At 62.8% G+C, this 22020-nt stretch carries 17 protein-coding genes, 2 tRNA genes and 1 pseudogene; 13 read left to right on the top strand and 7 right to left on the bottom strand.

The window, feature by feature from the left end; translation table 11 throughout:
• Positions 1-29 precede the first annotated feature (29 nt).
• Together Amn_RS15760 and Amn_RS15755 are read right to left on the bottom strand one after the other, a co-directional pair.
• Positions 30-1316 (bottom strand): annotated as a pseudogene (locus tag Amn_RS15760) (tyrosine-type recombinase/integrase); the annotation flags it as partial.
• Between the two features lie 87 nt (positions 1317-1403).
• Positions 1404-1478, bottom strand: a tRNA-Asn gene (locus Amn_RS15755).
• A 202-nt stretch (positions 1479-1680) separates the two neighbouring features.
• Between Amn_RS15755 and Amn_RS15750 the strand changes: the two genes are divergently transcribed.
• From Amn_RS15750 to Amn_RS15710, 9 genes are all read left to right on the top strand, one after another.
• Positions 1681-1944 carry a hypothetical protein gene (locus Amn_RS15750; RefSeq protein ID WP_286290304.1) on the top strand — a complete coding sequence of 88 codons (264 nt, stop codon included), beginning with the start codon at positions 1681-1683 and terminating at the stop codon, positions 1942-1944.
• Positions 1945-2208: 264 nt separating this feature from the next.
• Positions 2209-2282 (top strand) — tRNA-Cys (locus Amn_RS15745).
• Positions 2283-2362: 80 nt separating this feature from the next.
• On the top strand, positions 2363-3037 hold the full coding sequence (locus Amn_RS15740) for a protein-L-isoaspartate O-methyltransferase family protein (protein ID WP_154384242.1): 675 nt from the start codon (positions 2363-2365) through the stop codon (positions 3035-3037).
• Between the two features lie 167 nt (positions 3038-3204).
• Positions 3205-4584: a TolC family outer membrane protein gene (locus tag Amn_RS15735; protein WP_185910112.1), complete on the top strand. Its 1380-nt coding sequence runs from the start codon at positions 3205-3207 to the stop codon at positions 4582-4584.
• A 228-nt stretch (positions 4585-4812) separates the two neighbouring features.
• On the top strand, positions 4813-5601 hold the full coding sequence (locus Amn_RS15730; RefSeq protein WP_192316189.1) for a PopZ family protein: 789 nt from the start codon (positions 4813-4815) through the stop codon (positions 5599-5601).
• A 140-nt stretch (positions 5602-5741) separates the two neighbouring features.
• Complete coding sequence (locus Amn_RS15725) at positions 5742-8525, top strand: valine--tRNA ligase (RefSeq protein WP_286290300.1); 2784 nt, start codon at positions 5742-5744, stop codon at positions 8523-8525.
• A gap of 367 nt (positions 8526-8892) precedes the next feature.
• Positions 8893-10029 carry an outer membrane protein transport protein gene (locus Amn_RS15720; RefSeq protein WP_263006956.1) on the top strand — a complete coding sequence of 379 codons (1137 nt, stop codon included), beginning with the start codon at positions 8893-8895 and terminating at the stop codon, positions 10027-10029.
• 291 nt (positions 10030-10320) lie between these two features.
• Entirely contained in the window at positions 10321-10752 is a 432-nt protein-coding gene (locus tag Amn_RS15715; RefSeq protein ID WP_286290299.1) for a hypothetical protein, read from the top strand.
• Positions 10739-11557 (top strand): tetratricopeptide repeat protein, encoded by an 819-nt coding sequence (locus Amn_RS15710; protein WP_067961595.1) that lies wholly within the window; start codon positions 10739-10741, stop codon positions 11555-11557. The genes Amn_RS15715 and Amn_RS15710 overlap by 14 nt, the downstream gene beginning before the upstream one ends.
• 118 nt (positions 11558-11675) lie before the next feature.
• On the opposite strand, the gene xth is transcribed toward Amn_RS15710, so the two are convergent.
• Positions 11676-12467: an exodeoxyribonuclease III gene (xth, locus tag Amn_RS15705; protein WP_067961597.1), complete on the bottom strand. Its 792-nt coding sequence runs from the start codon at positions 12465-12467 to the stop codon at positions 11676-11678.
• A 5-nt stretch (positions 12468-12472) separates the two neighbouring features.
• Positions 12473-12613: a hypothetical protein gene (locus Amn_RS15700; RefSeq protein ID WP_157097079.1), complete on the bottom strand. Its 141-nt coding sequence runs from the start codon at positions 12611-12613 to the stop codon at positions 12473-12475.
• On the opposite strand from Amn_RS15700, the gene Amn_RS15695 reads away from it, so the two are divergent.
• Positions 12606-14090, top strand: a complete 1485-nt coding sequence (locus Amn_RS15695) for a nucleobase:cation symporter-2 family protein (RefSeq protein ID WP_286290295.1) — start codon at positions 12606-12608, stop codon at positions 14088-14090. The two genes, Amn_RS15700 and Amn_RS15695, sit on opposite strands and share 8 nt — an antisense overlap.
• Before the next feature lie 51 nt (positions 14091-14141).
• Here the strand turns inward: Amn_RS15695 and Amn_RS15690 are convergent, their stop codons facing one another.
• The 3 genes from Amn_RS15690 to erpA all read right to left on the bottom strand — a co-directional run bounded on the left by Amn_RS15690 (position 14142) and on the right by erpA (position 15442).
• Positions 14142-14627, bottom strand: a complete 486-nt coding sequence (locus Amn_RS15690) for a GNAT family N-acetyltransferase (RefSeq protein WP_286290293.1) — start codon at positions 14625-14627, stop codon at positions 14142-14144.
• Positions 14628-14714: 87 nt separating this feature from the next.
• The gene (locus Amn_RS15685) at positions 14715-15092 is read right to left on the bottom strand and encodes a VOC family protein (RefSeq protein WP_182574089.1); all 378 of its coding nucleotides are present in this window, start codon (positions 15090-15092) and stop codon (positions 14715-14717) included.
• 2 nt (positions 15093-15094) lie between these two features.
• Positions 15095-15442, bottom strand: coding sequence for an iron-sulfur cluster insertion protein ErpA (gene erpA / locus Amn_RS15680; RefSeq protein ID WP_067961606.1), 348 nt, complete (start codon positions 15440-15442; stop codon positions 15095-15097).
• 71 nt (positions 15443-15513) lie between these two features.
• Here erpA and Amn_RS15675 point away from each other — a divergent pair, with 71 nt between their 5' ends.
• The 3 genes from Amn_RS15675 to Amn_RS15665 all read left to right on the top strand — a co-directional run bounded on the left by Amn_RS15675 (position 15514) and on the right by Amn_RS15665 (position 21910).
• A complete protein-coding gene (locus tag Amn_RS15675; RefSeq protein ID WP_182574088.1) occupies positions 15514-16734 on the top strand; it encodes a deoxyguanosinetriphosphate triphosphohydrolase in 1221 nt (406 codons plus the stop codon).
• Positions 16735-16806: 72 nt separating this feature from the next.
• Positions 16807-18564, top strand: coding sequence for an arginine--tRNA ligase (gene argS / locus Amn_RS15670; RefSeq protein ID WP_286290287.1), 1758 nt, complete (start codon positions 16807-16809; stop codon positions 18562-18564).
• 106 nt (positions 18565-18670) lie between these two features.
• Entirely contained in the window at positions 18671-21910 is a 3240-nt protein-coding gene (locus tag Amn_RS15665) for an SPOR domain-containing protein (RefSeq protein ID WP_286290283.1), read from the top strand.
• Positions 21911-22020: the final 110 nt, after the last annotated feature.

Here is a 22020-nt window from a genome sequence, read left to right as displayed (position 1 = left end):
CCGCCGTAGTCCTCCCCAACGCTACCTGATGAGTGGCCGAGAACAATGTCTTGGTCAGATTTCGAGACTCCCGCTAGCCGGAGCCGGTCTTTCATTAGGTGACGGAGGGAATGGGTGGTCACCTTGGGATCGATAACACAGGCCCGAACGTGCTTGCCAAGGGCCGCCGAGGCAGCCGCAGGACCCTTAAGGCGGCCATATGGCGGGAACAGTAGATTCGCGCCTGTCGAGGTTTCAACGGCATCCCGCGCCGCTACGAGAGCAGCCCCCATCAGGGGAACAGCGCGACGGGAAACTGCATTCTTGATTCGGCGGTCCTCGTGCCACTCGACAACTATGTGAGGGATTGCGTGGTCAAGGTGGACATCGGCCTTCCGAAGGCCAGCAATCTCGGCCAGACGACACCCCGTCCCCTCCAGCATTTGCCAAATCTGCCGAAGGTCGGCTCGGGCCATGGCGATGATGCGCGTGGAGGTGGCGGTCAATTCCTTCTCTGTGAAAGGTCGGCGCTTGTCGCGGTCTGGCTCGGCTTTGTCTTTTGGACCAGCTTCAAGGTGCATGAAGGGATTCGCCATGCCGCCGAGGTCAAATTCGCGGATGGCGTGATTGATGACGGCGCGGACCACGTTGAGATAGCGGTCAACGGATGAGGCTTTCCGGCCATCCCGCATATGGTCGCGGACCTCCTTGGCGTCTTCCCGCTTGAGGCTCGCTAAGGTTCGGTCCTGTTGGAGCGCTTCCCCGACCAACCGGAAAACACGTTCAAGCTCTAGCTTCTTCTTGTCGTCGTCTCCGACACGCTCTTTCAGGTAGAGCTTTCGGGCGTCATCGATGGTCGGGGCAGGGCGGGGAAGCTTGCCGCCGCTCGACAGCAAGGCGATTGCGCGACCTTCGACCCCAGGATCGCCCAAGGGCTCGCCCGTTTCCGGGTCCACGGGACGCGACGACAGGTAGCTTTCGCGGAGAATGTCTATGGCGTCGTAGTGGTCGCCGGGGAGCGACTCACTGCCCAAGGTGATCGAGGCTTGCGCCAGTTCACGGGCACGACGCTCCGCCGCGCGGTGGATTTCCAACGGTGTTGCGGCCCCAAGAGTGGGGGTAGCCGCCGCCGCCGCCCGTCTCCGGGTTTCGGACACCAGCCGCTCAAACTCTGCGTTGACCTTCGGGAAGTTCCGAACGGCTTCTTTTTCGGTGGAACCGAGAAGGCGCTTGAACTCACCCCGTCCCAAGACCTCCGACACGTCTTTCGGGAGTCGGCGGCGGTAATGCCAAGTTCCTGCTTTGGTGGGGACAACGTGTTTCAAAACCAGCCTCAAAGTGAACCTCCTGTGGACCGCGATGTGGACCGGAGGGAGTTCCTAGCTATTGAAAACGTTGAGAAATAACAACTTCCTAAGTGGAAGTGGCTCCCCGGGCCGGATTCGAACCAGCGACCAACCGGTTAACAGCCGGTTGCTCTACCACTGAGCTACCGGGGAACAGCGCTCTGGTGTGAACGAGGCGGCGTATAGCAACGGGAATTCGATTTGCAAAGCGGTAATCGAACCTTTTTGCGAGTTTTTCCCAGACAGCTTTCTGGTAATCACCCCGGGACGGCCTCATATGTCCGCTTTACCAAGCCTTTCGCCGGCTTGGCGCGTCATTCGGGCGCACAGGCTTCACCGAGCAAATGCAGGGATAATGACCAGCGCCAGCCCCCAGCAGCCACCCAGACGCAAGATTTCGATCTTCGGCCGCGAATTCGCCATGCCGCGTTCGCGCGGGGTGCGCATCGGCATCGGCGTCGCCCTCTCCTTCTTTGGCCTGCTGGGCTTCCTGCCGGTGCTTGGCTTCTGGATGATTCCGCTCGGACTTCTGGTCCTGTCGCACGAATTCCATGTCGTCCGCCGCGTACGCCGCAGGCTGATCATCTGGTGGGAGCGGCGCAAGCGGCCAGCGAACTAGCGCAGGCGACGCCAGGGAATCGCCCGACATCGCCCTTGCACCGCCCGGCCACGTTGCGAAGGCGTTGGCCGAGCCGCGTCTGGAGGGAAAACAAGGGCGTTGCTGCGATTCTTGCTGCTGCGGTGCATGATCGAATCCTTTGCTGAGCCTTTCCCAGGTCCTTTGCCGTGGCGGCAGCCAAAACCCACGGAGAAAGAGTCGTCTCCCGCTTGACGGCGGAATCCTGGCAACCTATTGGAGCGCTGTAGACGCCCGAAGCGGCGAGGCCTCGTGGCGGAGTGGTTACGCAGAGGACTGCAAATCCTTGCACCCCGGTTCGATTCCGGGCGAGGCCTCCAGCTTCCTCGGCAACCGCCGCCGAGGACCCATTCGGGCAGTTATAGTTGCGCATCACGCGCCGAAGGCGGACCAGTTGAACATGAACGCTGATTTTTCCGAACGTCGCGTGAAGATGGTGGACGGCCAGGTCCGCACCACCGACGTGACCGACGCAGCCATTCTTTCAGCTATGCTGTCCGTGCCGCGCGAAGAATTCGTCGACAGCGGCCATCGCGAGCTTGCCTATATCGACGAAGACATGCGCTACGGCGCGACCGCCGATGCTGATCAGCCGCGCTATCTGATGGAGCCGTCGCCCTTCGCCAAGCTGGCACAGCTGGCAGAAATTGCGCCGAGCGACTTCGTTCTCGATGTCGGTTGCGGCACGGGTTATTCCTCGGCGGTGCTGTCGCGCATCGCCAGCTCGGTGATCGCGCTCGAAAGCGATGCCACGCTTGCCGCAAAGGCGACATCGACGCTTTCGTCACTCGGCCATGATAATGTCGTCGTGGTAACGGCACCTCTCGCTGCCGGCTATCCGTCGCAGGCGCCATATGACGTGATCTTCGTCGGCGGCAGTGTCGAGCAGGTCCCCGAGGCACTGCTTGCCCAGCTCAAGGACGGCGGTCGTCTGGTCGTCGTAGAGGGTCGCGGCAACGCCGGCGTCGCCAGCGTCTTCCTCAAGGATGGTGCCGTAGTGACGGCGCGTCGTGCTTTCAATGCGGCAGTTAAGCCACTACCCGGCTTCAATCGCACACACGAATTTGAGTTCTGATCTCCTTTTTCTTGCGGCGGGCAATGCGTCGTGATGATCTAAGGAGCGGACGAGGGTGATTGATTCTGGACTGTACTAGTCCAGATTGGTCGCTTGTTGTCGGATTCGGCGAGGGGCATTAGTAGCTGTCTTCGGGCAGCTCGCCGCAGAATGAATGAGGGACGCGCGTGTCGTTTTTCCGTAAAAGTGTGTTTGCCGTAGCTTTGGTTTCCGCGACGGCGCTTTCGCCGCTGTCGGCCTCCGCGGAAACGATCCTCGGGGCCTTGGCCAAGGCATATCAGAACAACTCCCAGCTCAATTCGGCCCGCGCCGGGGTGCGTGTCATCGATGAAAGCGTGGCGATCGCCAAGTCGGGCTATCGGCCGACGATCAATGGCTCCGCCAGTATCGATTATTCGACGACGCGGCGGGACTCGACGAGCCACCTGACGACCGGCTCGTTCGGCATCGAGATCAAGCAGTCGCTGTTCGACGGTTTCCAGACCAAGAACAACGTCGCAGCTGCCGAGGCGCGTGTGCGCGCGCAGAACCAGAGCTTGCGCAATACCGAGCAGAACATCCTGTTCGATGCGGCGAGCGCCTATATGGATGTGATCCGCGACCGCCAGATCGCGGCGCTCAGGGAACGCAATTTGCAGTTCCTCGGCGAACAGGTTCGCGCTGCCCGTTCGCGTTTCGACGTGGGCGAGGGCACCCGTACCGACGTGGCGCAGGCCGATGCCTCGCGGTCGTCGGCGCTTGCGCAATTGGCCGCTGCCCGCGCCCAGGCACTGGCAAGTGCTGCGACCTATCGCCGACTCGTCGGCGAAGACCCGAAGAACCTGAAGGGGGCAGCGCCGCTGTCCAAGCTTCTGCCAAAGAGCCTCGACAGCGCTGTAGCACTGGCGGCCGATCAACATCCGGCGATCCAGGCGACCGAATATCTCGTCGACGCGGCGGGCTTCTCGGTGAAATCGGCCGAAGGCGCGCTGTTGCCGCAACTGTCGGCATCGGCCGGCATTTCGCAGGTCCATCGCGACAATTCACCGAACAGCATCACCTCGCCGGACGGTTGGACGACCTCGGCCAATATCGGCGCATCGCTCGTTGTGCCGATCTATCAGGGTGGCCGTGCCTCGGCGACCGTGCGCCAGTCCAAGGAATCACTTGGCCAGGCTCGCATCGAAGTCGATGTCAGCCGCGACCAGGTTCGTCAGGCGGTGACGTCCGCCTGGACGCAGTACGCGGCGGCGCGTGAGGCGGTGGCGGCGAACCGCGAAGTGATCTCGGCAGCACAGCTGGCGCTTAATGGCGTTATCGAGGAGCGCAATGTCGGCCAGCGCACGACGCTCGACGTGCTCAACTCGCAGAGGGACGTCATCGACGCCCAGATCAACCTGGCGACCGCCGAGCGCGATGTCGTGGTGGCGAGCTATGCCATCCTGTCGGCCGCCGGCAATCTGTCGGTCGAGCGGCTCAATTTGCAGGTGACCAAGTACAAGCCGGAAGAGCACTACAACGCCGTCAAGGACAAGTGGATCGGTCTCCGCACGCCGGACGGCCGCTGAGCTTCAGCGAGCCGGCTACCTGATCAGGCGGGCGTCTGCTCCTATGGAGCAGGCGCCCGTTTTCGTTTTGCCGACGAGCGGCCGGGACACTGTATTCTGTTGAAATCGCCAGGGGTGTCCGATTGGGGATTCTCGAAGGGGAATCAGTCGGCTACGCTTGGGCTCTGATTCGACGCCCGTTTCGGCGGGCGCATTTTGTATCCTGTCACAAAGGCGGCGGATGTGACGATGGCTCAGGCTAGCAGCGCTCAGCGCGAACCCTCGATGGAAGAGATTCTCGCTTCCATCCGCAGGATCATCGAAGACAACGATACCGGACGCCGTCCGGCGGTTGATTTCGAACAGATGCGGCCGGAGCCCGAAGACGACCGCAGCGACCGCAACATCATCGAAGTCGAGGCATTCAGGGCCGAGTTCCAGGCGCCCAAGGCCGCGCCGGTCGATGTGAAGCCGGCAGAGGCCGTACCGATGGCCGCGAAGCAGGAAGTGCCGCGGCGCGACGAGCCCGCGAAGTGGCCGTCGGCAGAGCCGAAGGTCGCGGCGGCCACCGCAATGCCCATGCGCTCAACCGTCGCCGAGGCGCCAGCGCCCGTCGTCGAGACACCGGCGCCCATCGTGGAGATGCCCGCCGCAACCCGCCCGGCTGCCGCAAGCTGGGCGCCGCAGTCGACGATCGCCGTAGAGCAGATGGAGCGCCTGGCTGGTCCGCGCGAAGCGGAGAAGCAGACACCTCAGGTCGTTGCCCAGACCGTAGTGGCAACGCCGGAGCCTGCCGTGGCCGAAGAGCTGGCCGCGCCGAAGCCTGCGATCATCTCGGAACAGGCGGGTCGCCAGATCTCAGCGGCTTTCGGCGAGCTCAACGACGCCTACGCGGCGCGCAGCCGCAAATCCTTCGACGACATCGCCACCGAGATGCTGCGGCCGATGCTGCAGGACTGGCTGGACAACAACCTGCCGACGCTGGTCGAACGGCTGGTACGCGAAGAGATCGAACGCGTGGCACGCGGCGCACAGTGATTTCGGCTCTGCCGACATGAAAGCGCCGCCTTCGGGCGGCGTTTTCGTTTCCGGCTGGTGCTTGCCGCGCTGTTGACTTGGTTGCACCCATCCGATTTACACCGGACCAACAGATCCGGACCAAAACGGAACCAATTCCGATGCTTGAGAAGACCTACGACGCCAAAACAGTCGAACCCAGGATTGCCAAGGCCTGGGAAGATGCCGACGCCTTCAAGGCAGGCGCCGGCGCGCCCGAGGGTGCCGACCCGTTCACCATCGTCATCCCGCCGCCCAATGTCACCGGCTCGCTGCATATGGGCCATGCGCTGAACAACACGCTGCAGGACATTCTGGTCCGCTTCGAGCGCATGCGTGGCAAGAACGTGCTTTGGCAGCCCGGCATGGACCATGCCGGCATCGCCACCCAGATGGTGGTCGAGCGCAAGCTGATGGAAAAGCAGATCCATCGCCGCGACCTGACCCGCGAGCAGTTCGTCGACAAGGTCTGGGAGTGGAAGGACGAGTCCGGCGGCATGATCTTCAACCAGCTGAAGCGGCTGGGTGCCTCCTGCGACTGGTCGCGTGAGCGCTTCACCATGGACGAGGGCCTGTCCAAGGCCGTCATCGAGGTGTTTGTGACGCTGCACAAGCAGGGCCTGATCTACAAGGACAAGCGCCTTGTGAACTGGGATCCGAAGCTCCTGACCGCGATTTCCGATCTCGAGGTCGAGCAGCACGAGATCAACGGCAATCTCTGGCACTTCCGCTATCCTGTCGAAGGTGAGGTCTACGATCCGGAGAACCCGGCGACCTACATCACGGTTGCGACCACGCGGCCTGAGACGATGCTCGGCGATACCGCCGTTGCCGTCCATCCCGAAGACGAGCGCTACGCAGCCCTCGTCGGCAGACACGTCGTGCTGCCGATCGTCGGCCGCAGGATCCCCATCGTCGCCGACGAATATTCCGATCCGGAAAAGGGGTCGGGCGCGGTCAAGATCACGCCGGCACATGACTTCAACGACTTCGAGGTCGGCAAGCGCCACAACCTGCCGCAGATCAACATCCTGACCGTCGAGGCCAACATCAACATCGTCGACAACGACGAGTTCCTCGAAGGCGTCGAGCGCACCGAGATGCGCGACGGCGTGTGGGCGCAACTGCACGGCCTCGACCGCTTCGCGGCGCGCAAGCTGATCGTCCAGATCATGGAAGAGGGCGGTTTCCTCGACAAGATCGAGCCCCACAAGCACATGGTGCCGCATGGCGACCGTGGCGGCGTGCCGATCGAGCCGTTCCTGACCGACCAGTGGTACGCCAACGCCGCCGAGATGGCCAAGCCTGCCTTGCGCTCGGTGCGCGAGGGCCGCACCAACTTCGTGCCCAAGAACTGGGAAAAGACCTATTTCGACTGGATGGAGAACATCCAGCCCTGGTGCGTGTCGCGTCAGCTGTGGTGGGGTCACCAGATCCCGGCCTGGTATGGCCCGGACGGCCAGGTCTTCGTCGAGCGCAGCGAGGAAGAAGCCCTCGATGCAGCGATCCAGCACTATCTCGCGCTTGAAGGGCCGTGGAAGGCCTGGGTCGAGGAGCGCCTCGAGAATTTCGAACCGGGCAAGATCCTGACCCGCGATGAGGACGTGCTCGACACCTGGTTCTCGTCGGCGCTGTGGCCGTTCTCGACGCTCGGCTGGCCGGACAAGACGCCCGAGCTCGAAACCTATTACCAGACCGACGTGCTGGTGACCGGCTTCGACATCATCTTCTTCTGGGTCGCCCGCATGATGATGATGGGCCTGCATTTCATGGAAGAGGAGCCGTTCCACACGGTCTACGTCCATGCGCTGGTTCGCGACAAGAACGGCCAGAAGATGTCGAAGTCGAAGGGCAACGTCATCGATCCGCTGGAGCTGATCGACGAGTATGGCGCCGACGCGCTGCGCTTCACCCTGGCGATCATGGCCGCGCAGGGCCGCGACGTGAAGCTCGATCCGGCCCGCATTGCCGGCTACCGCAACTTCGGCACCAAGCTGTGGAATGCCACGCGCTTTGCCGAGATGAACGGTGTCGCGCGCAATGACGAATTCTGGCTCAACGACGCCAAGCTGACCGTCAACCGCTGGATCCTGACCGAACTGACCCGCGCGACGCGCGAGGTGACTGCGGCGATCACCACCTACCGCTTCAACGAGGCGGCTGGTGCTGCCTATCGTTTCGTCTGGAACACCTTCTGCGACTGGTACCTCGAACTGCTCAAGCCGATCTTCATGGGCGAGGACGAGTCCGCCAAGGCGGAAAGCCAGGCGGTCGCGGCTTTCGTGCTCGACGAGATCTACAAGCTCTTGCATCCGATGATGCCGTTCATGACCGAGGAGCTGTGGGCGCACACCGCCGGCGAGGGCAAGGAGCGCACGTCGCTTCTGTGCCACGCTGCATGGCCGGCGCCTGATTTCGAGGACGTGGGCGCTGCGGCCGAGATCAACTGGCTCGTCGATCTCGTCAGCGGCATCCGCTCGGTTCGGTCCGAAATGAACGTGCCGCCGGCGGCGATCGCGCCGCTCGTCTTCGTCGGGGCCAATGCCGAGACGCTGGAGCGCCTGAAGCGCCATCAGTCGGCGATTGCGCGCCTCGCCCGCGTCGGCGAGATCACGCATGAGGCGGCGGCACCCAAGGGAGCGGCCCAGATCGTCGCCGGCGAAGCCACTGCCTGCCTGCCGCTCGGCAGCCTGATTGACCTCTCCGCCGAAGCGGCGCGCCTGCAGAAGGAGCTCGCCAAGACGACCGAGGAGATCGCCCGGCTGCACAAGAAGCTGTCGAACGAGAAGTTCGTCGCTTCGGCTCCGGAAGAGATCGTCGCAGCCGAGCGCGAAAAGCTCGAGGACTACCGCCGGACGCAGGAAAAGCTCGACACGGCGCTGTCGCGCGTGCGCGACGCCGGCTGACGATTCGAAGCTCAAAACCTGCCGCGCGATGACGTTGCGGCAGGCTTTGCTTGTGCCGTCAGAAAAGGCATGTCGCTGCGTAAATTGTGGCCAATGTAACTATTTTGCGCCCGATTGTTGCCATAATGTAACAAGCCTCCAAAACAGCCCGATTTCGGGCTGTTTTTGCATTCCGGTTCCGGATTTCCCTGGAGATTCAGGATCGAATGATGCGGAATTGGCTAAAATTGACGTTTGCGTAAGCGGAAGGCGATGACCCCTGCCATGCCCCTGCCGCTGGGCCGCCAATGTTTGCAAAAAATCAATGTTGCGTGAGCAGTCTGAATTCGTTCAATTCTCGTCACGAGGCATTCGGGAGAGGACCACCATGAACATTTCGCGTCTCAAAGCGCTGCTGGGGGCAACGGCGCTGACGATCGTTGCGGCAGGCACAGCCCAGGCTGGCGGTTTTTCGCGCGGCACGGCCGATACGGACATCCTGTTTGAACAGGGCAACTTTAACCTGCGTACCAGCGTCGTCGTGGTCAAGCCGCACCGCGAATTCACTGTAAATGGCTACGCGGACGGTACTGGCTACAATTTCGCGGATACTTATGTCGTCCCGTCAGCTGCCGTTAAGTTCAAGTTCTTTGACCAGCTTTCCTGCGCCGGGACAGTGAGCCAGCCTTATGGCGGCGGCGTGACCTATCGCTTCCCTGGCAATGGAACGCTGGCGAAGCTCGAAGAAGATTTTACGGTCACGGAATACGGCGCCACCTGCGCCTTCAAGTATGACTTGGGCAAGGGAAGCCTATCGTTTCTCGGCGGGCTTTTTGTCGAAAACGTTGACTACACTCTGCTTGGCGGCAGCGGTACCGTTTCGGTTAGGCTGAAGGACAACGATATCGGTTGGCGTGCTGGACTTGCATACGAAATTCCGGAAATCGCACTGCGCGCTCAGTTGATGTACCGCTCCGGTACCGATGTGGCAGCAGAGGGTACGACCAACGGAGCACCAGTTGCGCAGGGCTTTGCGGAGCTTCCCCAGAGCGTTGAGTTGAAGGTTCAGTCCGGCATCGCTCCAGGTTGGCTCGCATACGGTAGTGTGAAGTGGACAGACTGGTCGGTGAACGAGCGACTCTTGCTTGTTCTAAACAAGTTCAATCCCGGCCCCACCACTCGGATTAATACCTACAATTGGCAGGACGGCTGGACGGTCACGGGCGGTATCGGCCACGCCTTCACTGATGCGATCTCCGGCACGGTCTTTGCAACGTGGGACCGTGGTGTCGGCACCGGCTGGGACCTTCAGAGCGATACCTATACGATTGGCGCCGGCGTTTCGATGAAGGACAAGATCGGCGGCGAACTGCGCGCCGGCCTCGGTCTGTCTTATCTGACTGCCGCTACCGAAGATAAGTATAGCCTTGCTGTGCCTGCCAACAACCCGGCATTTGGCTTCAATCGTGCTGTCGGCAACGACTGGTCCGTCGCCGTCTCAGCCGGCTACAGCGTGAAGTGGTAACCTCCACAATCTGATCAAAAAAAGCCGGGCCTCGTGCCCGGCTTTTTTGTGGCCTGTCGCCGACCCGCGCGTTTCCGTTCTAGAAACCATGGCGCGGCAAGTCGGCAACAGTTGTGACGATTCGGCAACACTTTTTAATCAAGCTATCGGCTAAGGAACATGACGGGGACATTGCCAATTTCCCGCCATAAACCCGGCGCACCTCGAATGGGTCTTCGGACCAGCGCCCGGTTGAGGGACGTTGTCAATGGAATCCAACAGCAAAGTCGCGATGTCGCGGCAGGAACAGAAATGAACGCCAAGGCGACCTTCATGGCCAAGCTGCCCAGCCGTCGAAAGACGGCGGCATCGGTCTTTGGACGCCGCTTTTCCTGCCGTGCTTCGAGTTTTCGCGCGCCCCGCAGAAGTATTGGCGTCGTCATACACTCCACGAGCGTGCCGGCGCAGTTGGCCGCCGATCACGATTTCTTGCAACGCCTTGGCCGTAGTTTGGTCGAAAACAACGCGCATCTTGATGTGATCGATGTCGTGGACCTGGCGCAGACGGCCGCAGAGGCTGGCCTGGCGCGGTCCGACTGCGAAAGCGTGGAGAGGGCGAAAGAATGGAATCCGGGTCCGGCCGAAAAGCCGGGCACGATCTGGAATTGTGTCCGAGCTGCAGGGCAAGGGCACGGTCACCCACCGAGGTGGGCGGAAGAAACGTACTGCCATGCGCATATCTGAGTTGGTAAGAGCATCAGCCTTTTCGGCGCTTGTCGCGGTCTCCCTGTTGGGCGCCGCAGGCGAGGCACTGGCGTTCGACGACAAGGTGTTCGACGACAAGACCGGCGTGAAGCCGGAATCGAACCCGTGGGCTGTGTTCCAGTTCGGCTTCTCCGCCTACAAGAGCGGTCACAAGGACCAGGCCGTCGAGGCCTATCGCTACGCTGCTGAAAACGGCCAGATCGGCGCCACCTGGAAGCTTGCACGCATGTATGCCGAAGGCGACGGCGTCGCCCAGGACGACTACGAGGCCTTCAAATTCTTCACCGAGATCGCCGAGCAGGATGTCGAGCCCGGCTCGCCTGAGGAGAGTTATGTCTCCGATGCGCTCGTGGCACTCGGTGGCTACATGAAGGAAGGCATCCCGGGCAGCCCGGTCTCGGCCAACCCGGTCGCCGCGCAGGAATATTACATGCGCGCCGCCGCCAACTACCGCAATGCCAATGCCCAGTATGAGATGGGCAAGATGTTCCTCAAGGGCGACGGTGGCGTGAAGGCGTCGGTCAAGCAGGCGGGCCGCTGGCTGCAGCTGGCGGCGGAAAAGGGCCATGCCGGCGCGCAGGCGACGCTTGGCAATCTCTTGTTCCAGAGCGGCAAGGTGGTGCGCGGCCTTGCCATGATGACCGCGGCCCTCGAACGCGCCCAGCCCTCCGACCAGCCCTGGATCCGCGGCATGCAGGAAGAGGCATTTGCGCTGGCCGACGAATCCGATCGCCGCACGGCGATCTCGCTTGCCGAAGACATCCTGACCAAAGGCAACCAGTAGGCGGAACGATTACCGCTGCCGGATTGCATACGCCTGTTGGCAAGACCGCCACTGGCGGTCGCCCGATGTATTTCAACAGCATGACATGTTGTGCCAGGGCCGAAGCCCTGGCTGGGGCTCACGCCGCCTGAAGATTGAGATCGATCGCCACGGGCACGTGGTCGGACGGCTTTTCCCAGGCGCGGACGTGCTTTTCGATCGAGGCCGAGGCGAAGCGGTTCGCGGCTTCCGGCGACAACAGCAGGTGGTCGATGCGGATGCCGTTGTTCTTCTGCCAGGCGCCGGCCTGGTAATCCCAGAAGGTATAGACGTCGGGCTGGTCGGTGACCGCGCGCACGGCCTCGGTAAAGCCGAGGTTGATCAGCCGGCGGAACGCCTGCCGCGTCTCAGGCTGGTACAGCGCATCGCCCAGCCACAGCTCGATGTTGCGGGCGTCCATGGCCTCGGGGATGACGTTGTAGTCGCCGGCGAGCACCAGCGCCTCTTCGAGTGCCAACCGCTGCGTTGCCCAGCGCTCCAGCCGCGCCATCCATGACAGCTTATAGGGGAATTTTTCGGTGCCGACGGGGTTGCCGTTGGGCAAATAGAGCGACACGACGCGCAACACGCCCTTGTCGGTCGAGAACACGCCTTCGATGAATCGCGCCTGCTCGTCGGCATCATCGCCCGGCAGGCCGCGATTGACCTCGTCGAAGCGCAGCTTGGACAGGATCGCGACGCCGTTGAAGCCCTTCTGGCCGTGGGTTTCGACATTGTAGCCGAGCGCCTCGATCTCGAAACGTGGAAAGCCTTCGTCGACCGTCTTGATTTCCTGCAGGCAGACAATGTCCGGATCGCTTTCCTTGAGCCAATGCACAAGGTTCTCGATACGGGCACGGACGCCGTTGATGTTCCAGGTGACGATCTTCATGAATTTCACGCGATGATTTCAAACAATTCTTGATAGCCTGCACGGCGGTTCCAGACGATCCTGCACCATCCCTTGGGAGAAGGGAACCGGTCCTCTTCGGCATTCTTCGGACCGGCTGGCAAAAGGGGAACAAATGCCATGTCCAACAGTACTCATCCTGTGGACGAGGTGCTGCCAGCGCCTCGCCTAGCCGCGCTCGGCATCCAGCACGTGCTGGTCATGTATGCCGGCGCTATCGCGGTGCCGCTCATCATCGGACGAGCCCTCAAGCTCGATCCGGAGCAGGTCGCCTTCCTGATCTCCGCTGATCTTTTCGTCTGCGGCCTCGTCACCATCATCCAGTCCTTCGGCGCGACCCAGTGGTTCGGCATCAAGCTGCCGGTCATGATGGGCGTCACCTTCGCCGCCGTCGGCCCGATGGTCGCCATGGCCAACGCCAATCAGGGCCCCGACGGCGCCCGCATGATCTTCGGCGCCATCATCGGCGCCGGCATCGTCGCCTTCCTGATCGCGCCGCTTGTAAGCCGCATGCTCAGGTTTTTTCCGCCTGTTGTCACCGGCACCATCATCGTCGTCATCGGCGCGTCGCTGATGCGCATCGGCATCAACTGGATATTCGGCAACCCGGTCGGTCCGACCGCGCCCCGGCTGGTGGCGCCCGAGCATGCCGAATGGCTGAAGACCGTGACTGAGATGGCGGCTGCCACCGGCTCGACCATCCCGCCGATCCCGGCCAAGCTTGCGCTCGCCGCAACCGCGCCCAACGCCGCCTATGCGCCGCTGGTCAATGTCGCGATCTCGGCGGTCGTGCTGCTGTCGATCCTGGTCATCGCCAAGTTCGGCAAGGGGTTTGTCGCCAACATCGCCGTGCTGCTCGGCATCCTCATTGGAGGCGTGCTCACCGCTTCGCTCGGCATGATGCATTTCGACAAGGTCGCTTCGGCTGAGTGGTTCGAGCTCATCACGCCGCTGCGCTTCGGCATGCCGATCTTCGACCCGATCCTGATCATCACGATGGTGCTGGTGATGATCGTCGTGATGATCGAATCGACAGGCATGTTCCTGGCGCTCGGCGACATGACCGGACGCAAGGTGACCCAGCCGATGCTGTCGGCGGGCCTGCGCACCGATGGTCTTGGCACCATTATCGGCGGCCTGTTCAACACCTTTCCGTACACCTCCTTCTCGCAGAATGTCGGCCTCGTCGGCGTTACCGGCGTCAAGAGCCGCTTTGTCTGCGTTGCCGGCGGTGTGATCCTGCTGATCCTGGGACTGGTGCCCAAGATGGGCGCGCTGGTCGAGGCGCTGCCCACCGTGGTGCTCGGTGGTGCGGGGCTGGTGATGTTCGGTATGGTGGCGGCGACCGGCATCCGCATCCTGTCCAATGTCGACTTCAAGACCAACCGCAACAACCTGTTCGTGGTCGCGGTCTCCATCGGCTTCGGCATGATCCCGCTCGTCGCCCCCGACTTCAAGATGTGGATGCCGCACGACATCCACCCGCTGATCGAGTCGGGCATCCTTCTGGCATCGGTGTCGGCGGTGGTGCTGAACGCCTTCTTCAACGGCACCAAGGTCAACGAGGCTGAGATCCGCGAAGCTGCGATGGCGTCGGAAGCTTGATGCCGGACCACTGGCAAGAGACGAGGGCCCCTGCGTGGGGCCCTCTGCTTTTCAGGCATCCAGCCGGTGCACGTAGAACTTGGTGTCGATGAACACGACCGGGAAGCTCGCCGGCAGGTCGGATCTGGCGACCTCGGCAAAGCCGTTCTTCTCGTAGAAGCGATGGGCGGCAAGAAACCTGTCGGTGGTGCCGAGATAGACCGCGCGGATGCCGCGTTCGCGGGCCGTGGCAAGCAAGAGCCCCAGCAGCTTTGCGGCGATTCCATGTTCGCGGCCACGCCACTCGGCGGCGACGAACATCTTGCGCAAGGCGGCGAGCCCATCGCCAATGTCGACCAGGCCGATCGTCCCGACGATCTTGCCATCTGCTTCGGCGACCCAGAAATCGCCAAGGTCGCGCTGATAGAATTCTGGAATGATCCGGAGGTCCGGCTGGTGGTCGACGGTAACGTCAAAGCCGAATTCGTCTCGCTGGATGGGCAGGATGACGTTCACCACGGCATCGAAGTCACGCGGTTCAAAACGACGGATATGCATGCTGTTCCCTTACGCTCGGAATCGTAGAACGCCCGGGGGCAGCGGCGCATCGCGACGAGATGGAGTGGTTCAGAGGAATGCGCAAGCCTATTTGCGCTCGACCAGCCCGATCGTGTTGCCGGCGGGGTCCTTCAGGAAAGCCATCCACTCGCTCTCGCCGGCAGGGCCGAATTCGCCCGCCGCATCGCGGTGGACGAGCGTGGGTGCCGTGGTGAACGCCACGCCATTGTCGGATGCGGTTTCGTAAAAGGAGTCGAGGTCGTCTATGTCGAGATAGACGGTCGCCTGCGGTATGCCGCCGGTGAAAAACAGCCTGATGCCGCCGACGATGATGAAGGCGATGCCGGGCGGGTCGTAGCGGGCGTGTACGGGAAGGCCGAAGACATCGAGCCAGAAGGCAAGCGTCGCGTCGATGTCGCGACCGGCCGAAAGCGCCACCTGACGGAGCGCTTGCGGCCTGCGCATGACTAGATGGAGAAGCTGGTGCCGCAGCCGCAGCCGGCGACCGCGTTGGGGTTCTTGATCTGGAACGACTGGCCCATCAGGTCGTCGACGAAATCGACGACCGAGCCGCCCATATAGACGAGCGACAGGTCGTCAACGAGCAGCGTCGCACCATCGCGTTCGATGGCGACGTCGTCGTCGTTGCGGCCTTCGACGAGGTCGAACTTGTAGGAAAAACCGGAGCAGCCGCCGCCTTCGACCGAGATGCGCAACGCGATCTTGCCCGGATCGCCGGCGACGATCTTGGCTATCCGCTTCGCTGCGGCTTCGGTCATGTCGACCTTCATGGCGGTCTTGGCATCAGCGCCCATTGGCGTCACCTTGCTTTCAGTTTCTTATGATAGGTATGAAGCCACCTGGGGCAAGTCAACAGGTGGGGAGTATGGCAGGCGAACGGCAACTTGGCGATATCGGCTTCGGCTACCGGCCGCGCGCGGCCTATGCCTGCGATCCCGCGGCCTCGCGCGGCCGCCTGTTCGACGAGGTTGAAAGCCCGACACGCACGCCGTTCCAGCGCGACCGCGACCGCATCATCCATTCGACGGCCTTTCGTCGCCTCAAGCACAAGACTCAGGTGTTCGTTGCCCATGAAGGCGATCATTTCCGCACCCGGCTGACGCACACGATCGAGGTGGCGCAGATAGCCCGCGCCCTGGCGCGTGCGCTGCGCTGCGACGAGGATCTCGCCGAGGCGATCGCGCTGGTCCACGATTTCGGCCACACGCCGTTCGGCCACACCGGCGAGGACGCGCTGAACGACAAGATGGCGGCCTGGGGTGGCTTTGACCACAACGCCCAGTCGCTGCGCGTGGTGACACGGCTGGAGAGCCGTTACGCCGAGTTCGACGGTCTCAACCTGACCTGGGAGACGCTGGAGGGGCTGGTCAAGCACAACGGCCCGCTGACCGACGCCACCGGCAAGGGGCTGAAGGGCCCCGTGCCGCAGGCGATCCGCGACTATTCCGAGTTGCATGACCTCGAGCTCGACCGCTTTGCCAGCCTGGAGGCGCAGTGTGCCGCGATCGCCGACGACATCGCCTACAACACCCATGACATCGATGACGGGCTGAGGGCAGGGCTGCTGACCCTCGAAATGCTTGACGACGTGCCACTGCCGGCCGCGATCCTGCGCGGCGTGCGCGAGCGTTATCCCGCGCTCGACCCAATGCGCACCGGTCACGAACTGATGCGGCGCCAGATCACCATGTTCGTCGAGGACGTCATCTCCACCGCGACCGCAAGGATCGCGCGCCTGGCACCGCAAAGCGCCGATGAGGTGAGGAACGCGGGCGAGGTCATGGTGACCTTTTCGGGCGAGATGACGGCTTCGGAGAAGGAGCTGAAGGCTTTTCTCTACCGCAACATGTACCGGCACTCCGAGGTGATGCGGGTGCGCGCCAACGCCGACCGCATCGTGCGCGACCTGTTCGACGCCTATTACGCTGATCCCCGCGCCATGCCCGAGGGCTGGCGTGAGGGGCTCGACAGGGCCGAGGATCGCATCAAGGCACGCGCCGTCGCCGATTTCCTGGCTGGCATGACCGACACCTATGCGGTCAAGGAGCACCGACGCTTGTTTGACCATACGCCCGATTTGGTTTAGGCCGGGCGAAATCATCATTCAGTGGAATGTCACGTCAAAAGTGACGTCGAAGCGTCCTACGAAAGCCCAGAAATGAACATTTTCGCCGATTTCAGCGAGCGGATTACCAAAGCCGTCGAAGCGCTTGATTTGACTCCGAAAGAGGGCGGCGCGCTCGATCTGACGCGCATTGCCGTCGAGCCGCCGCGCGATGCGACCCATGGCGATCTGGCGACGAATGCGGCGATGGTGCTGGCCAAGCCGACCGGGCAGAACCCGCGCGCGCTGGCTGAACGCCTTGTGGCGGAGCTGTCCAAGGATGCCGACGTCGCCAAGGCAGAGGTTGCCGGCCCGGGCTTCGTCAATCTCAAGCTCCACGACAGCTTCTGGCAGAAGCACCTGGCTGACCTGCTTTCGCGCGGCACCGACTACGGCCGCTCCGGCTTCGGCAAGAAGAAGCGCGTCAACGTCGAATACGTCTCGGCCAATCCGACCGGGCCGATGCATGTCGGCCATTGTCGTGGCGCGGTTGTCGGTGATGCGCTGGCCAACATCCTCGGCTTTGCCGGCTACGACGTGACCAAGGAATATTACATCAACGACGCCGGCGTGCAGATCGACGTGCTCGGCCGCTCGGTAATGCTGCGCTATCGCGAAGCCCTCGGCGAGCAGATCGGCGAGATCCCTGCCGGCCTCTACCCCGGCGACTACCTTGTGCCGGTCGGCCAGGCGCTGGCCAAGGAATTCGGCCGCGATCTGCTGCAGAAGCCGGATGAGGAGGCGCTGGCGCTGATCAAGGATCGCACCATCGATGCGATGATGGTGATGATCCGCGAGGATCTGGCGCTGCTCAACGTTCGCCACGAGGTGTTCTTCTCCGAGCGCACACTGCATGCCGACAACGCCAAGGCGATCCGCTCCGCGATCAGCGACCTGACACTGAAGGGCCATGTCTACAAGGGCAAGCTGCCGCCGCCCAAGGGCGAGAAGCCTGACGACTGGGAAGACCGCGAGCAGACTTTGTTCCGCTCGACCGAGGTCGGTGACGACATGGATCGCGCCCTGGTCAAGTCGGACGGCGCCTTCACCTATTTCGCCGCCGACGTCGCCTACCTCAAGGACAAGGTCGACCGCGGCTTCGAGGAGCTGGTGTTTGTGCTTGGCGCCGATCATGGCGGCTACGTCAAGCGCATGGAAGCGCTGGCGCGTGCCGTCACCGACGGTGCGGTCAAGCTCGACGTGCTGCTGTGCCAACTGGTCAAGCTGTTCCGCGACGGCGAGCCGGTGCGCATGTCCAAGCGGGCAGGGGAGTTCATCACGCTGCGCGAGGTCGTCGAGGAAGTTGGTCGCGACGCGATTCGCTTCATGATGCTCTACCGCAAGAGCGATGCGCCGCTCGACTTCGATTTTGCCAAAGTCACCGAGCAGTCCAAGGACAATCCGGTGTTCTACGTGCAGTACGCATCAGCGCGCTGCCACTCGGTGTTCAGGCAGGCAAAGGAGCAGCTCGGCCAAGGAGAGTTCGCGCGCGCCGGCCTGATCGGGGCTGTCGAAAGGCTGACGGACGAAGGCGAAATCGCACTCATCAAGAAGCTTGCCGAGTATCCGCGCCTGATCGAACAGGCCGCACAGTCGATGGAGCCGCACAGGCTGGCATTCTATCTCTACGACCTCGCAAGCACCTTCCACGGACACTGGAATCGTGGCACGGACAACCATGACTTACGGTTTGTTAAGGTTAACGATCCAGAATTGACCTATGCCAGACTCGGGCTGGTGCAGGCTGTTTCGGACGTTTTGACGTCAGGCCTGGCGTTGATCGGAGCGGATGCGCCGACCGAAATGCGCTAGGTTTTCCGGAGCTGAATGTCACCTTTTGCCCACATTGCGCTGGTAAGGGCCAACCTTACGCGACGTTCACTGCGTCCGAAAAAAGTGCGAGAGTTCGGGAAAAAGAATGGCAGACAGAACCCAGCTGAAGATCGCAGACAAGAATGACTTCGCCGACGAAGATCCCTTCGCCGAATTGACGAGGATCATGGGTTTCGACCCGCGCCAGCCAGTGGTGCGCCAGGATGTTGGCGCGCCCGCTGAGCGCATCGAACCGGCTGTCGACGACGACTTCGGCATTGATCTGGAGAAGGAACTGCTCGGCGAACTGGCCGGCGACGATCTCGTCGCGGCGCCCGAGCACGTTGCCCCCGCGGCATATGTTCAGGCAAACGAACCCTCGTCCTACGCGCCCGTCGAATCGTCGGTTCCTTACGCGCCGACCGAAGAGCGCGCTCGTGAGCCGGAGTTCGCCTCCGACGCGTCGTTCGACGATGCCGTTGCCGCGAGCTTCGAGGATTTCTCGCTCGAGGATGAGCTGCTTCATCCCGGAGAGCGGGCTTATGCTGCCGCACCTGCCTATGAGCCGGCGCCTGAAGTCAATTTCGCTCCGGAACCCGTTTTCGCTCCTGAGCCCGCTTTCACGCCCGAACCGTCCTTCACGCCTGAGCCCGATTTTGACGACGCGGTTGCTGCGTCCTTCGAACAGGAATTCTCGATGGAGGACGAACTGCTGGTGGCCGATGAGCCTGCCGAGCAGGTCGCTGCGCCGGTTTCTTATTCGACTTCGACCGAAGTCGATCTCGATGCCGAGTTTGACGTCGCCCTTGCCGATGTCGACATGGATTTCGCGGCTGTTGACGATGACAACTATGCTGTTGAAGCCGTCGCTGACGATCAGCTGACACTGGGCGAATACCAGACGGCCGAGCCGGAAATCGCGTTCTCGCATGCCGATCTGGTCGAGGAGCCGCAGGCGGTTGCAGCACCTGTCGCGCAGGCCGAGCACTATGACGAGTTCGAACGCCGCCTGCAGGAGGCGCTGCGTGACGAAGAGCCCGCCTATGAGCCTGCGGTCGCTTATGAAGCGCCAGCCGTCGAGTCGGTGGTCGAGGCGCCGATCCAGGAGCTCGAGGTCGCCCAAGTCGCGGCCCCGGTGGCCACAGTCGAAGACACCAGCCTCGAGGACGAGCTGAACGCACTGCTTGGCAATATGAGCAGCCAGGCCAAGGCGCTGTCCGAGCCGACGCCGCTTCGCGTCGTCGAACCGGTTGCTGTTGAGCCCGAGCCGACCTTCGCAAGCTCGCTGTGGGCGCCCGAGCAGCCTGCCGAAGAGCCGGCCCAGGCTTATGACGACACCGACTATGCGCCGTCCTACGACGCGCAGGTCGAGGAATTCGTGGCCGCCGAGGCTCCCGTCCAGGCCGATGCTGGCTATTCCGAGCCGAGCTACGATCACCAGGCCGACATCGACGTCAGCTTTGATGACGACGCCTTCGACATGGCGCTCGAGCGCAGTGCCGTGGCCGAGGTGGCGGAAGTTGCAGCGCCGGCAGTCGCCGTCGCAGCAGCCGCTGCTGCCGCAGCGCCGATGCGTCCGCTTGCGGCCTCACGCTACGAGCAGGCCCGCAGCTGGGGCCTCGGCACGCCGGTTGCCCCGCGCGCAGCAGCTCCTGTTGTAGCAGCCCAGTCGAGCTACCAGCCGGAAGCAATCCAGCAGCCGGACGCCTATGTGCCGGTCGCGCCGACTTATGAGCCGCAGGCTGAACCCGTTGCCTATGCGCCCGAAGCTTATGCACCGCAGGCCGAACCAGAGGCATATGCGCCAGCTGAGCCCGAGGTCGATGATCTGGAAGCCGAGCTTTTCGCCGCCGTTTCGTCCTTCGATGATGCGCCCGATATCGAGACCGTCGATGTGCCGGAAAAGGCCGTCGCGCTCGCCGACGACCTCGACATCCCTGAATTGTCGTTCGAGGATGACGCCCCCCCGGCTCCTGCCTATGACGATCTCGACGGTGAATTCTCGAACCTGATGAACGAGATGAATGCACCGGAGGTTACCAAGCCTGCCGCGTCGTCGAACTATGCATCGAATCCCTATGCCGACGGCTTCGATCGCAAGACGCTGCGCGATGGCGATGCATCGCAGCCGATCGAACTGGCAGGTGCGGCCGCAGCCGGTGCCGCAGCGATGTATGCCGGCCGCCAGCAGGCCGATGACCGCCTGGGTGGCTTCGACCTCGGCGGCATGCAGCAGAGCCAGCCCAACGCGCCGCGCCAGCAGGCCCAGGCCGACGAGTTCGACTACGATCCTGATTTCGACGAAGCGATGGAAACGCTGCCCGGTTCGCCGGCAGCCCGTCCGGCACGTCGCGGCATGATGATCGCCGCAATCGTCGGTGCGGTCGCGGTTGTCGGCGGCATTGGCGCCTTTGCACTGTCGTTCGGCGGCGGCGAGGGGGCAGGCGCCCCCGTCATCGTCAAGGCCGACGAGAGCCCGATCAAGATCAAGCCGGAAAATCCGGGCGGCGCAACCGTGCCGAACCAGGACAGCAAGGTTTATGACCGCGTCGCAGGCGGCTCGACCAATGGTGCTCCGGCCCAGGACAAGCTTGTTACCAACGCTGAAGAGCCGGTCGATCTCGCGGCACAGGAAGCCGAGGCGAACATGCCCGAAAACCTGCCGCTCAACGGAGACGATGTCGCCGCTGAACCGACCGCGAAGTCGGAAGAGCGTGTCGCGCAAGTGCCACAAGCCGATCAGCCCGACGCCAGCACCGAGACGGCTGCTGTTGCTCCGCGCAAGGTCCGCACCATGGTGGTGAGGCCTGATGGCACGCTGGTGCCGCGCGAAGAACCGGCCCCGGCCGTTGTTGCCGCAACCGAGCCGACCGATCCGGCACCGCAGCGCGTTGCCGAGCCGGCAAGTGAAGCCACCGGCACCGTCCCGGCACAGTCGGCGCTGGCGCCTGTCGCCAAGCCTGCGCAGTCGGCCAACACCCCGTCAACCGCTCCGATCGCGCCACAGCGCCCGTCCGAGCAGCCGGTCGATGTCGTTGGCGAGGTCAAGCCTGACCAGGTGGCAGCTATCGCGCCGTCGGCCCCGACGACGGCTGCAGCATCCGGCGCCTGGGCCATGCAGATCGCCTCGCAGCCGAGCGAAGCCGCCGCGAAGTCGACCTATGCCGATCTCGCCCGCCGCTACGGCAGCGTGCTGAACGGCCGCGAAGTCAGCATCGTCAAGGCCGACATCGCCGGCAAGGGCACGTTCTGGCGTGTTCGCGTACCTGCCGGCACCCGCAACGATGCGGTCAGCCTGTGCGAAAGCTACAAGGCCGCCGGCGGCAACTGCTTCGTCTCGAAGTAAGCGAGCCACACCCAAATCGGAAAACGGCGCAGCCTGGCTGCGCCGTTTTCGTTTTCAGGCCCTGACGATGCGCACGATTCTATGTCAGGTCAAAAGGCGCTAAGCTCTTG

This window comes from Aminobacter sp. Y103A (assembly GCF_030294925.1).
Lineage (GTDB): Bacteria > Pseudomonadota > Alphaproteobacteria > Rhizobiales > Rhizobiaceae > Aminobacter > Aminobacter ciceronei.
The sequence above is the reverse complement of the archived record's forward strand: the minus strand, read 5'-3'. Positions and strand labels throughout refer to the sequence as shown.

Excerpts from the sequence above, each read along its gene's own strand:
- Amn_RS15750 (WP_286290304.1), top strand. The coding sequence starts at position 1,681 with ATGACCAGCGCCAGCCCCCAGCAGCCACCCAGACGCAAGATTTCGATC.
- Amn_RS15740 (WP_154384242.1), top strand. The coding sequence starts at position 2,363 with ATGAACGCTGATTTTTCCGAACGTCGCGTGAAGATGGTGGACGGCCAG.
- Amn_RS15730 (WP_192316189.1), top strand. The coding sequence starts at position 4,813 with ATGGCTCAGGCTAGCAGCGCTCAGCGCGAACCCTCGATGGAAGAGATT.
- Amn_RS15725 (WP_286290300.1), top strand. The coding sequence starts at position 5,742 with ATGCTTGAGAAGACCTACGACGCCAAAACAGTCGAACCCAGGATTGCC.
- Amn_RS15720 (WP_263006956.1), top strand. The coding sequence starts at position 8,893 with ATGAACATTTCGCGTCTCAAAGCGCTGCTGGGGGCAACGGCGCTGACG.
- Amn_RS15715 (WP_286290299.1), top strand. The coding sequence starts at position 10,321 with ATGAACGCCAAGGCGACCTTCATGGCCAAGCTGCCCAGCCGTCGAAAG.
- Amn_RS15710 (WP_067961595.1), top strand. The coding sequence starts at position 10,739 with ATGCGCATATCTGAGTTGGTAAGAGCATCAGCCTTTTCGGCGCTTGTC.
- xth (WP_067961597.1), bottom strand. The coding sequence starts at position 12,467 with ATGAAGATCGTCACCTGGAACATCAACGGCGTCCGTGCCCGTATCGAG.
- Amn_RS15695 (WP_286290295.1), top strand. The coding sequence starts at position 12,606 with ATGTCCAACAGTACTCATCCTGTGGACGAGGTGCTGCCAGCGCCTCGC.
- Amn_RS15690 (WP_286290293.1), bottom strand. The coding sequence starts at position 14,627 with ATGCATATCCGTCGTTTTGAACCGCGTGACTTCGATGCCGTGGTGAAC.
- Amn_RS15685 (WP_182574089.1), bottom strand. The coding sequence starts at position 15,092 with ATGCGCAGGCCGCAAGCGCTCCGTCAGGTGGCGCTTTCGGCCGGTCGC.
- erpA (WP_067961606.1), bottom strand. The coding sequence starts at position 15,442 with ATGGGCGCTGATGCCAAGACCGCCATGAAGGTCGACATGACCGAAGCC.
- Amn_RS15675 (WP_182574088.1), top strand. The coding sequence starts at position 15,514 with ATGGCAGGCGAACGGCAACTTGGCGATATCGGCTTCGGCTACCGGCCG.
- argS (WP_286290287.1), top strand. The coding sequence starts at position 16,807 with ATGAACATTTTCGCCGATTTCAGCGAGCGGATTACCAAAGCCGTCGAA.
- Amn_RS15665 (WP_286290283.1), top strand. The coding sequence starts at position 18,671 with ATGGCAGACAGAACCCAGCTGAAGATCGCAGACAAGAATGACTTCGCC.